The following is an 11,870-nucleotide window of genomic DNA, read 5'->3' on the forward strand; positions in this document are numbered from 1 at the left end:
ACCCACCAAACGCAGCGGCTCCGCTCCCTGCTAGAATGAGAACAATTCCCATTTGTGGCCATCGGCCGCCGGGCGAACCACCTTGAAGCTGTCCGAATTGCCGCGCCGCACCGCCGCTACCGTGGAGCGGGTCGAAGACCAGATGCCCAACGACGCAATCGCGCGGCGATTGCGCGAACTGGGCTTCGTGCAGGGCGAGCGCGTGGAGGTGGTGGCGGCAGGCCCGGTATCCGCCGAACCATTGCTGGTGCAGGTCGGCTTCACCCGTTTTGCGTTGCGCCGTAGCGAGGCCGCGCGCGTGCGCATCCTCCCCGCCGCGCAGGCGATCGGGGAGGGCGCATGAGCAACTCGGCAGCCATCCGCCTCGCGCTTGTCGGCAATCCCAACTGCGGCAAGACCGCGCTGTTCAACCTGCTGACCGGCAGCCGGCAGAAGGTTGCGAACTACGCGGGCGTCACGGTGGAACGCAAGGAGGGCCGCTTCCACGCGCCGTCCGGGCGGCATTACGCACTGTTGGACCTGCCGGGCGCGTACAGCCTGCAGGCGGCCAGCCTGGACGAAGCGATCACCCGCGACCTATGCCGCGGCTTCTATCCCGGCGAGCCCGCCCCGGACGTGATCGTGTGCGTGGTGGACGCGACCAATCTGCGCCTGCACCTGCGCTTCGCGCTCGAGGTGCGCCAACTAGGCAGGCCGATGGTGCTGGCGGTAAACATGATGGATGCGGCACGGCGGCGCGGGATCGACGTCGATCTTGTCGCGCTGGAGCGCGAGTTGGGCGTCCCGGTGGTGCCGACGGTCGCGGTTCGCCGCGACGGCGCACGCGAACTGGTCGCCAAACTCGACGCGATTGCCGAGACGGTGCATGAGCCACGCACTCACCTGGGTAGCGGCGTCGTCGATCCCGATGTTCTGCACGAGGAGACGCGGAGGCTGCTAGCGCTCGCGGTAACCATGCCGCGTCGCACGGCAGAAATCGACGACGCCCTCGACCGCTGGTTGCTGCATCCGGTAATCGGCCTGCTTTCCCTGGCGGTGGTGATGTTCCTGATCTTCCAGGCCGTCTATGCCTGGGCCACGCCATTGATGGATCTGATCGACGCGGGGACCGCCGCGCTGGGCACCTGGACAGGGGCGGCCCTGCCGGCCGGCCCACTCAGGAGCCTGATCGTCGACGGCATCATTGCCGGCGTCGGCGGCGTGATCGTGTTCCTGCCGCAGATCCTGATCCTGTTCGCCTTCATCCTCGCACTGGAGGAGTCGGGCTACCTGCCTCGCGCCGCGTTCCTGCTCGACCGCCTGATGGCGTCGGCCGGCCTGTCAGGCCGTTCGTTCATTCCGTTGCTGTCGAGTTTCGCCTGCGCGATCCCCGGGATCATGGCCACGCGCTCGATCCAGGATCCGCGCGACCGTCTGGCCACGATCATCGTCGCGCCGCTCATGACTTGTTCGGCGCGCTTGCCGGTTTACGCCCTTCTGATCGGGGCCTTCATCCCGCAACAGAAGATTGGGATCCTCAACCTGCAGGGCCTGGTCCTGTTCGCCTTGTATGCGGCCGGCATCCTCAGTGCCCTACTGGTGGCTTGGGTGATGAAGAGGTGGCGCCGGGACAAGAGCGAGCACGCCTTGCTGCTGGAACTCCCGTCGTACCGCATGCCGCATCCACGCGATCTTGCGCTGGGCCTGTGGGAGCGTGCGGCGATCTTCCTCAAGCGCGTGGGCGGCATCATCCTGGCGTTGACCATCCTGTTGTGGGTGCTGCTGACGTTTCCGACCCCGCCCGTGGGATATGCAGGGGCCGCGATCGACTACAGCTTCGCCGGCCGCATCGGCCATGCGATGACCACCCTGTTCGCGCCGATCGGCTTCAACTGGCAGATCTGCATCGCGTTGATTCCAGGACTTGCGGCGCGCGAAGTCGCGGTCTCGTCGCTCGCCACCGTCTATGCGCTGTCCGCCACCGACGATGCGGCGGCGGCCCAGGCGTTGTCACCCCTCATCGCGCAAGACTGGTCAGTGGCAACGGCGCTGTCGCTGCTGGTCTGGTACATCTACGCGCCGCAGTGCATTTCGACACTGGCCACGATCCGTCGCGAGACCCATTCCTGGAAGCAGGTGGGGATGAGTGCCGGATACCTTTTCGGCATGGCGTACCTGGCCTCGCTGATCACCTACCAGGTGGCAGCGGCCCTAGGAGCGGGATGATGGATACCGGGCTCGTGGTGCAATACGTCGTGATCGCGGTGGCGGTGGTGGCCAGCGCAGCCTTCGTTGCGCAAAAGCAGTTCCCTGCCGGCGTGCGCCGACTGCGCATAGCGCTTGCGGTTCCGCTCGTGCGCAATGGTCGTGCGACCTGGGTGCAGCGGCTTGGACACTGGCTGGCGCCCGCACCGCGGCTGGGAGAAGGCAGCTGCGGCGAATGCCACAGCTGCGATACCGGCCATTCCTAGATCCGCTGTCGCACGAGCGATTGTCCGATCAGTGCTTGCGCCGCGCCTTGGCGCCGGTGGCCTCGGTCATCTCGACCGCCAGCGTGAAAGTGCGCTGCTCATCCGGATACAACGCCCCGACGCCGATCACCTGACGCGCGACTTCCTCGCCGCGCTCGTTCTTGATCGACAGCACCATCGAATACTCCCAGGCGACCTCACCGGGCGGCGGTGAGATCGTGCCTTCGACATGCAGGGGCGAAATCTTGGTCTTCGTCCCGGCGATCGCCGCTTCATCGAAACGCAGATGGTGCTTGCACGCCGGGCAGACGCTGGCGCTTTCCAGGATCACCGTCTTGCAGTGCGGGCAGGTGCGGGTGGCGCCTGGCATGCCCGGGCGCGGGGTGCTCATGACGTCGCGCCGGACTCCGCGTTGCCGTTCTTGGACTTGTCGCCACCGAACTCGACCTGGCCTTTCATGCGCGAGCCCGCCGCGACGGTCATCGTCTCAGCCTTGACGTCGCCGATCATCGCGCCGTTGGCGAGCAGTTCGACGCGTTGCGCCGCTTCAATGTTGCCTTCGAGTTCGCCCGCGATCACGACCTTGCGCGCGCGCACGCCGCCGTTGACCTTGGCACCGACTTCGATCGTGAGATCGCCCTGCACATGCACGTCGCCCTTGAAGCGGCCGGCAATGCGGATGTGGCCGGCACCTTCGATCTTGCCTTCGATGGTCAGGTCGGAAGCGATGAGCGACTCCTTGCCTTCGCCGCGCTCTACCGGAGCGGTTCGCGATTGTGCGGCGGTGCCGAGGTTGAATTCGTTCGGATCCGGCTCGCGCTTGAGTGCGGTTTCGACGGGCTTGGGCGGTTCCGGCGGAGCAGGAACATCGCGTTTTGGGGCGGATGGCTGGTTGAAAATCGCCATGACGCGGACTCCTCTGTTGGGGGGACAGGAATGGTCGAATCAGGCTTTCGAGCCTAGCACGCGCCCCGGGGAGTCGCGTTGTGACACGGTGCAGTAAAGCAGGCTCGCCGCGCCGGAATGGGTGCGTCCGATGTTCCTGCGTTCAGCTAGATGCGCGACGCCGTTGCGGCTTGCGCAGCCGATTACATGCGGAATACGCCAAAGCGCGTGCGATCTTCGATCGGCGCATTGAGGCTGGCGGAGATCGCGAGGCTCAGTACGCGTCGGGTGTCCGCGGGATCGATGATGCCGTCATCCCACAAACGTGCGGTCGCGTAGTAGGGATTTCCTTGCGACTCGTATTGCTCGCGGATGGGGGCCTTGAAGGCTTCTTCCTCTTCCGGCGTCCAGACCTTCCCCGCGCCCTCGATGCCGTCGCGCTTGACCGTCGCCAGTACCGATGCAGCTTGCTCCCCGCCCATCACGCTGATGCGCGCATTGGGCCACATCCAGAGGAACCGTGCGCCATAGGCGCGGCCGCACATCGCATAGTTGCCGGCGCCGAAACTTCCACCAATGACGACGGTGAACTTGGGCACGTGCGAGCATGCCACCGCCGTGACCATCTTCGCGCCATCCTTCGCGATGCCGGCATTCTCGTACTTGCGGCCGACCATGAAGCCGGTGATGTTCTGGAGGAACACCAGCGGGATGCCGCGCTGGTTGCACAGCTCGATGAAATGCGCGCCCTTGAGCGCGGACTCGGCGAACAGGATGCCGTTATTGGCGACGACGCCAACCGGATAGCCGTGCAGGTGCGCGAAGCCCGTCACCAGGGTCTTGCCATAGCGGGCCTTGAATTCCTGCAATTCGCTGCCGTCGACGACGCGGGCGATGACCTCGCGGATGTCGAAGGGCCGGCGGGTGTCTTTCGGCACGATCCCGTACAAATCCTCGGCGGGGTAGAGCGGCTCGCTCGCGGCGCGTACGGCGAGCGGCAAGCGCTTGGCGCGGTTGAACGTGCCTACGATGTCCCGTGCGATCTGCAGGGCATGTCGATCGTCTTCCGCGAAATGATCGGCGACACCGGATACCGAAGTGTGTACATCCGCGCCGCCCAGGGCCTCCGCGTCGACCACTTCGCCGGTGGCGGCCTTCACCAGGGGAGGGCCGCCGAGAAAGATCGTGCCTTGTTCCTTGACGATGATCGACTCGTCGCACATGGCCGGTACGTAGGCGCCACCGGCGGTGCACGATCCCATGACGACGGCGACCTGCGGGATATTCTCCGCGCTCATGCGCGCTTGGTTGTAGAAGATCCGGCCGAAATGTTCCTTGTCCGGGAACACCTGGTCCTGCAAGGGCAGGAAGGCGCCGCCCGAGTCGACCAGGTAAACGCAGGGGAGGTTGTTCTCGCGGGCAATCTCCTGGGCGCGAAGATGCTTCTTGACCGTCATCGGGAAGTAGGTGCCACCCTTGACCGTCGCGTCGTTGGCGACGATCACCACCTCCTGGTCCATGACCCGGCCGATGCCGCAGACCATTCCAGCGGCGGGGGCCGCGTCGTCGTACATGCCTTCCGCCGCCAGCGGGGCGATCTCGAGGAATGGGGAGCCGGGATCGAGCAAGGCGGCGATGCGGTCGCGCGCGAGAAGCTTGCCGCGCTCGGTGTGCTTGATTCGAGCCCTCTCGCCGCCACCGCCGGCTGCGCGGGCCAGTCGGGCATCCAGTTCCTCGACCAGGGCCCGGTGATAGGCGACGTTCTCCTGGAAGTCCTGCGAGCGTGGATCGAGCTGAGAGGTGATCGCGGGCATCTTGGCGGGCGCTGAAAAGACGCGGAATGAAAACACACCCCGACTTGCTGCGCCATGGAGGGCCGGGCGCATCCAGGGTCGCCGGGGCAATGCGCGGAAAGTGACGCAAAAAAGAAGGCCCGCTTGCGCGGGCCTTCTTCGTATCGCAAGGCAAGAAGTGGATTACTTCTTGACTTCTTCCTTCGCTTCTTCGGCCTTGTCAGCGACGTTCTGAGCGGCGTCGGCGGTAGCCTGGGCAGCGTCAGCAGCGGCGCCGGCGGTGGCGGCAGCAGCGTCGGTGGTGGCAGCGGCAGCAGCGTCACCGGCCTGGGCAGCAGCGTCGGTGGTGGCGGTGGCAGCGGCGTCGGTAGCGGCAGCAGCGGCGTCGCCAGCGGCGGCGGCGGCGTCACCAGCAGCGGTGGCGGCGTCGGTAGCAGCAGCCTGGGCCTGGTCGGCCGAGGCAGCGGCTTCTTCGGACTTGTTGCAGGCCGACAGGGCGAGGACCGCAGCGGCGAGGAGGACGTAGAGCTTGGTGTTCATTGATGTCTCCGAGGAGTTGTCTGAAAAACTAGTTTTACCGTCAGGCAACGCCAGTGCGCGCAGCGATCCGGCAGGGAGCCGGCTTCCTATCGTTCACTGACCCACATGGAAAGAGCCGCCGGCAAGCCGACGGCCCTTCCCTGTTCACTGTAACAGATTCAGCCTGTTAAGGAAGTACTGTTACTTCTTTTCTTCGGTCGCTTCCTGGGCAGCGTCCTTCGCCTGCTCGGCGGCGTCAGCAGCCTGCTTGGCGGTGTCGGCAGCAGTGTCCGCAGCCTCGTTGGTCGGGGCGGTGGCAGCAGCGTCGGCCGAGGTGGCAGCAGCGTCGGCGGCCTGGGCGGCAGCGTCAGCGGCCTGCTGGGCGGCATCGCCAGCAGCCTGGTCGGTGGAAGCGGTTGCGGTATCAGCAGCAGCCTGAGCCTCGGTCGCCGCAGCGGAAGCGTCGGCGGCGGCGTCTTCGGCCTGCTTCTGGTTCGAGCACGCGGCCAGAGCGAAGCCCAGAGCCAGGGCGATCAGCGCCTTATTGAAAGTCATGTTCGTTTCCTCGTCGTGGATGGGTCAACGCGCAGGGAGCGCGTCGCTAACAATGATGACAAGGCCATTACGCGTGTCAAGCGGGTGGCCGTCTTTATTTCGTTATCCCGTTGTTAGGCTTTTCGCAGGTTAAGGACAAGGTTACCCGCACATGAAATGCGGGCACATCTTTCACTTGGCGTGCACGCCTGCGAAGCGTTCCGCCCTTGGATCAGGCAATTTCTATCGCCACTGCGGTGGCTTCGCCGCCGCCGATGCACAGCGACGCTACCCCACGCTTGCCGCCGCGCCGGCGCAGCGCGTTGATCAAGGTGACGACCAAGCGGGCGCCGCTTGCGCCGATCGGATGGCCCAGGGCGCACGCCCCGCCATTGACGTTGAGCTTGTCGTGGGCGATGCCCAAATCCTTCATCGGGGCCATTGCCACGCAGGCAAAGGCCTCGTTGACCTCGAACAGATCGACATCGGCCACCGTCCAGCCGGCCTTACCAAGGACATTCTGGATCGCGGTGACCGGCGCGGTGGTGAACCACTCCGGCGCCTGGGAATGGGTGGCATGGGCGACGATTCGAGCGAGCGGCTGCAACCCGCGCTTGGCGGCTTCTTCCGCGGACATGAGCACGGTCGCCGCGGCGCCATCCGAAATCTTGGAAGAGGAAGCGGCGGTCAGTACACCGTCCTTGCCGAAGGCAGCGCGCAAGGTCGGGATCTTGCTGGGATCGATCTTTCCCGGCTCCTCGTCGGTGTCCACAACGACGTCACCCTTGCGGCCCTTGACCGTGACGGGAACGATCTCGTCCTTGAAGGAGCCGTTGGTGGTGGCGGCCTGCGCGCGCTTCACGCTCTCCTCGGAATAGGCGTCCAGCGACGCGCGGTCGAAGCCGTACTTGTTGCAGGCCATGTCGCCGAACACGCCCATCGCCTGCTTGTCGTAGGGATTCGTCAGGCCGTCCCACGCCATGTGGTCGAGCATCTCCGCGCTGCCGTAGCGCGTGCCGGTGCGCGAGCTGTTGAGCAGGTGCGGCGCGTTGGTCATCGATTCCATGCCGCCGGCAACGACCACGTTCGAGGAGCCGGCCTTGATGGCGTCGTGCGCCTGCATGATCGCCTTCATGCCCGAACCGCAGACCTTGTTGATGGTGGTGCAGCCCGAAGAGGTCGGCAGGCCGGCGGCCAGCGACGCCTGCCGGGCGGGAGCCTGGCCGAGGCCGGCCGGGAGCACGCAGCCCATGATCACCTCGTCCACCTGGTCGGGCGCGACGCCGGCCTGCTCGAGAGCGCCGGCGATGGCGGCAGCGCCGAGCGTGGGGGTCGGTACCCCGGTGAACTGTCCAAGGAAGGAACCAATGGCGGTGCGCTTGGCACCGACGATGACCACGTCGCTCATGGCGGACTCCGTTTAGGCAAGACCGGCGCGCGGCCGGAACCCCCCGATTATGGAGCGCCTTGCTGCAGTGCCGCAAATTGCCTCGCAGCCTCTTGCGGCGGCTTCGAAGCGCAAAGGAGACCGCCAAGGGCTTGAAATTTGCCGAGCGGGCCATCGGTGCGCGCCAAGCCGGCGGCAGCGCAACCCGAACCTGGGTCCAGAAGCCGCCAGTAAAAGAAAAAGCCGCCTCGTGGGCGGCTCCTCCCTAGGGAGATCGGCTCAGCTCCGGCCGTCGAACAGCTCTCGCCCGATCAGCATCCGCCGGATCTCGTTGGTGCCGGCGCCGATCGCGTAGAGCTTGGCGTCGCGCAGGATGCGGCCGGTCGCGAACTCGTTGATGTAGCCGTTGCCGCCCAAGGCCTGGATGCCCTCGAGGGCGACCTGCACCGCGGCTTCCGACGCGTGCAGCAGGCAGGAGGCCGCGTCGATGCGGCTCTTGTGCCCGGCGTCATAGTCGCGCGCCACCTGGTAGGCGAACGCGCGCGAGGATTGCAGCGCGGTGTACATGTCGGCGATCTTGCCCTGCATCAGGCCAAAGGTGCCGATGGCGTGGTCGAACTGCTTGCGCTCGCGCACGTAGGGGAGGGCGAGGTCGAGCGCCGCCTGCATCAGTCCAAGCGGGCCACCCGTCAGCACGAGTCGTTCGGTATTGAGGCCGGACATCAGCACCTTGACGCCGTTGTGGACCTCGCCAAGGACGTTTTCCTGCGGGATTTCGCAGTTCTCGAACACCAGTTCGCAGGTGTTGGAACCGCGCATGCCCAGCTTGTCCAGCTTCTGCGCGGTCGAGAAACCCTTCATGCCCTTCTCAACGATGAAGGCGGTCATGCACTTGCTGCCCGCGTCCTTGCCGGCGGTGCGCATGTAGACGATCAGCACGTCGGCCTCGGGACCGTTGGTGATCCACATCTTGTTGCCGTTGGCGACCCAGACCCCGTCGCGCAGTTCGGCGCGGCACGACATCGAGCCCACAACGTCCGAACCGGCACCGGGTTCGCTCATCGCCAGCGCGCCCTTCCACTCGCCGCTGCACAGCTTGGGCAGGTACCTGCCGTGCTGCGCCGCGTTGCCGTTGGCGTAGAGGTTGCTGACGCACAGGTTGGAATGCGCGCCATACGACAGGCCGACCGAGCCCGAAGCACGCGAGATTTCTTCCATCGCCACCAGGTGGGCGAGGTAGCCCATCTCGCTGCCGCCGTATTCGCCCGGCACGGTCATGCCGAGCAGGCCCATTTCACCCAGCTTCGGCCACAGGTCCTGGGGGAACCAGTTGTCGTGGTCGATCTGCGCCGCACGCGGCGCGATCTCGGCGTCGGCGAAGCGGCGCACGGCATCGCGCAGGGCGTCGATCTCTTCACCGAGGGGGAAAGGGCGCATGGGAATCCTTGTGCTTGAAGACGAAAGTGAATGTTGGCCCAGGCATGAATTCTATCGCTTCGCCTGCGACACCCGCACACAAAGACGCCCGGACTAGCCGGGCGTTTCTTGCTTGCGTTCCGATGCCGAGTTCCCGCTGGACCAAAGCCCCCTTTAGTAAAGGGGGCGCGGCGAAGCCGCGGGGATTTGGCAGCGTGGGCCGGGGCCCAAAGTTTGCCGGGCAAACTTTGGGTTGATCCCGCCGCAGACGGGATCAATGCCCGCCGCGGATACGGCCCTGGAAGCGCGGCTGCGAGCGGCCCAGCGGCAGCTTGAGCTTGCCGATCGCGCTGATGCGCTCCTCGGCGAGGCGGTCGGCGGCCTTGTAGGTCGGGATCGCGTCGCGCTCGGCGATTTCATAGATGCGCGCGAGGTTGTGGTAGATCGTGCGCATCATGCGCATGGCGCGTTCGCGGTTGTAGCCGTCGAGTTCCAGCGCCACGTTCATCACGCCGCCCGCGTTCACCGCGTAATCCGGGGCGTACAGGATGCCGCGCTTGGCCACTTCGTCGCCGATGGCGTTGTTGGCCAGCTGGTTGTTGGCGGCGCCGCAGATGATCTTGGCCTTCAGGCGGGGCAGGGTGCTTTCGTTGACGGTGCCGCCCAGAGCGCACGGCGAGTACACGTCGGCGGGGACGTCGTAGATCTCGTCCAGGCCCACGGCTTCGGCGCCGTATTCCGACACGGCCTTGTCGACCAGGCCCTTGTTGATGTCGGTGACGAAGATCTTCGCGCCGCGTTCCTTCAGCAGCTTCACGTATTCCATGCCGACGTGGCCGAGGCCCTGCACGGAGTAGGAGTACTTGCCGACTTCCTCGTCGCCGAAGCGCTTGTTGAGCGTTGCCATCAGGCCCTGCAGGGTGCCGTAGGCGGTGAACGGCGAGGGATCGCCGGAGCCGCCATGCACCTGGTGCACGCCGGTGACGAATTCGGTCTCGCGGTACACGTATTCCATGTCGTTGACGTCGATGCCGACGTCTTCGGCGGTGATGTAGCGGCCGCCGAGGGCCTCGACGAACTGGCCGAACGCGCGGAACAGCGCCTCGGACTTGTCCGTGGCCGGGTCGCCGATGATCACCGCCTTGCCGCCACCGATGTTCAGCCCCGCGACTGCGTTCTTGTAGGTCATGCCGCGCGACAGGCGCAGCACGTCGTTGAGCGCGTCGGCCTCGGTCTTGTACGGCCACATGCGGGTGCCGCCCAGGGCCGGGCCGAGCACGGTGTTGTGGATGGCGATGATGGCCTTAAGGCCCGCATCCTTGTTGTGGCAGAACACGACCTGCTCGTGGCCGAAGGTGTCGAGGGTTTCAAAAATCATCGGATGCTCCGGTTGGCCGCCGGATTGCGCATGGCAAAGGGCGCCAACAAGGTGATGTAAGTCGTTGAATGACAGGAGAACTGCGGTCGAAATGCGGGTCAGGGCCCACTCCGCAGGCGGCGTAGTCTAATGCAATCGATTCCAACCGGCCCATGCCGGAAATGGCGGACGCCCCGGGGAAAATAGATACGGCGGCGTATGCCGCGATGTGAAGACGGTGGGCGGCGCCCTCAATAGGCGCGGTAGCGCCCCTGCCGCAACCAGAGCGTCGCCAGCCACTTCTGGCCGCGTTCCACCGGGAGGCCGGCGTGCAGCGAATCCACGTCCGGGCTGCCATCGGCGAGCAGGTTGTCGAACACCACCGCGCGTCCGGCCTGCGGCGCCACCCGGATGCCAGGCACCGGGAATTCGGTTTCGCCACCGGCCTCGGGTTCGTTGAGATACACGCAGACCGTGCGCGCACGGTTGCCAGCTTCCGGTACGTCGCCGCGCAGCGACTCGGGCGGCCGGTAGTCGCGGTGCGGGTGGTACTCCTGGCCTGGTTCGTAGGACAGCACCACCAGGTGTTCGGCCTGCACCAGCTCCATTCCCGCGGCGCTGGCCATGCGTTGCTGCACCAGGCGCAAGGACAGGTCTTCGACCAGCGGGTCGAAGCTGGCATCGCTGCTGGTGCGGATCTGCATGGCCGAAGCCTGCCCCGACGCCTGGTCTATCGCGCGCGACCTGCGCAGCATCGGCCGCGCTGCCGCGATGAGCAGTCGGCATTCGTCCGCCGAAAGCAGGCCGTCGATCACGGACACGCGCGGTCGCTCGCTGACGAGCCGCGGGAGCGGGGGCTGGAGTGCATCCTCCAGTGCGAGCGTGCCGGAGGCGGACCGGATGGCGACCTCCTCGACCGCCAGTGAGGGCAGCGGTGCGATGCCGCCCGCTTCCAACCGGGCGCGCAGCCGTCCTGCGGCGTCCCGATCGACCGCGCAACCTTCGCCGCGGGCCAGCCGTTCCGACAGCAGCAGGGCCGCGACCCAGTCGCCGCGCGATGCCGCGTGATCGAGCAATTGCAGGCAACGTTGCTGGTCCTGCGGGTCCTGCTTGCGCCCGAAATGGATCGCCGCGGCGCGCAGCGCGGGCGCCAGGCCGGCATTGAGCGCGTGCATCAGGCGTTGGTTGATGCGCGCATCGTGAGGCGCGGCCAAACCGCCCACGGCCACCATCGCCAGCATGTAGGCAGCGACGGGATGGCCGCTGGCCTCCGCACGCAGCAGCCAGGCGACCGCCTGCCTGGGATCGAGTTCGGTGCCCACGCCGTGCAGGTGCATGCGCGCAACCTCGATCTGCGCGGGGGCGAATCCCGCTTCCGCGGCGCGCAGATGCCACTGGTACGCCTCTCCCATCGCGTCGCGCGCCACCAGGCCCTGTGCGAGCTGGAAACAGGCCCGCGGCGATCCGTCCGCGGCGGCGGCGCGGAGCTCTTCCAATGCAGTGTCGTTGCCCATGGCGCGGGAGCGTAG

12 protein-coding genes are annotated in these 11,870 nt (G+C 66.3%); 3 read left to right on the forward strand and 9 right to left on the reverse strand.

Annotation, left to right across the window (positions count from 1 at the left end):
- Nucleotides 1-82 precede the first annotated feature (82 nt).
- The 3 genes from BP05_RS01795 to BP05_RS01805 are packed head-to-tail and all read left to right on the forward strand — an operon-like array spanning nt 83 to nt 2,450.
- On the forward strand, nt 83-343 hold the full coding sequence (locus BP05_RS01795) for a FeoA family protein (RefSeq protein ID WP_496359836.1): 261 nt from the start codon (nt 83-85) through the stop codon (nt 341-343).
- Nucleotides 340-2,205 (forward strand): ferrous iron transport protein B, encoded by a 1,866-nt coding sequence (feoB, locus tag BP05_RS01800; RefSeq protein ID WP_496359838.1) that lies wholly within the window; start codon nt 340-342, stop codon nt 2,203-2,205. Before BP05_RS01795 ends, feoB begins: the two co-directional genes overlap by 4 nt.
- A complete protein-coding gene (locus BP05_RS01805) occupies nt 2,205-2,450 on the forward strand; it encodes a DUF6587 family protein (protein WP_496359840.1) in 246 nt (81 codons plus the stop codon). Before feoB ends, BP05_RS01805 begins: the two co-directional genes overlap by 1 nt.
- Nucleotides 2,451-2,478: 28 nt before the next feature.
- On the opposite strand, the gene BP05_RS01810 is transcribed toward BP05_RS01805, so the two are convergent.
- From BP05_RS01810 to BP05_RS01850, 9 genes are all read right to left on the reverse strand, one after another.
- On the reverse strand, nt 2,479-2,841 hold the full coding sequence (locus BP05_RS01810) for a hypothetical protein (RefSeq protein ID WP_496359842.1): 363 nt from the start codon (nt 2,839-2,841) through the stop codon (nt 2,479-2,481).
- On the reverse strand, nt 2,838-3,356 hold the full coding sequence (locus BP05_RS01815) for a bactofilin family protein (RefSeq protein ID WP_496359844.1): 519 nt from the start codon (nt 3,354-3,356) through the stop codon (nt 2,838-2,840). Before BP05_RS01815 ends, BP05_RS01810 begins: the two co-directional genes overlap by 4 nt.
- A 182-nt stretch (nt 3,357-3,538) precedes the next feature.
- Nucleotides 3,539-5,149 (reverse strand): carboxyl transferase domain-containing protein, encoded by a 1,611-nt coding sequence (locus BP05_RS01820; protein ID WP_496359846.1) that lies wholly within the window; start codon nt 5,147-5,149, stop codon nt 3,539-3,541.
- 162 nt (nt 5,150-5,311) lie between these two features.
- Nucleotides 5,312-5,668 (reverse strand): hypothetical protein, encoded by a 357-nt coding sequence (locus tag BP05_RS01825; RefSeq protein WP_496359848.1) that lies wholly within the window; start codon nt 5,666-5,668, stop codon nt 5,312-5,314.
- A 180-nt stretch (nt 5,669-5,848) separates the two neighbouring features.
- Nucleotides 5,849-6,202: a hypothetical protein gene (locus BP05_RS01830; RefSeq protein WP_496359850.1), complete on the reverse strand. Its 354-nt coding sequence runs from the start codon at nt 6,200-6,202 to the stop codon at nt 5,849-5,851.
- 211 nt (nt 6,203-6,413) lie between these two features.
- Nucleotides 6,414-7,589: a thiolase family protein gene (locus BP05_RS01835; protein WP_496359852.1), complete on the reverse strand. Its 1,176-nt coding sequence runs from the start codon at nt 7,587-7,589 to the stop codon at nt 6,414-6,416.
- A 258-nt stretch (nt 7,590-7,847) separates the two neighbouring features.
- A complete protein-coding gene (locus BP05_RS01840) occupies nt 7,848-9,005 on the reverse strand; it encodes an isovaleryl-CoA dehydrogenase (RefSeq protein WP_496359854.1) in 1,158 nt (385 codons plus the stop codon).
- A 253-nt stretch (nt 9,006-9,258) separates the two neighbouring features.
- The gene (locus tag BP05_RS01845) at nt 9,259-10,362 is read right to left on the reverse strand and encodes a Glu/Leu/Phe/Val dehydrogenase dimerization domain-containing protein (protein WP_496359856.1); all 1,104 of its coding nucleotides are present in this window, start codon (nt 10,360-10,362) and stop codon (nt 9,259-9,261) included.
- A 230-nt stretch (nt 10,363-10,592) separates the two neighbouring features.
- Nucleotides 10,593-11,855 carry a 2OG-Fe(II) oxygenase gene (locus tag BP05_RS01850; RefSeq protein ID WP_496359858.1) on the reverse strand — a complete coding sequence of 421 codons (1,263 nt, stop codon included), beginning with the start codon at nt 11,853-11,855 and terminating at the stop codon, nt 10,593-10,595.
- Nucleotides 11,856-11,870: the final 15 nt, after the last annotated feature.

It is taken from the genome of Lysobacter oryzae DSM 21044 (assembly GCF_059568595.1).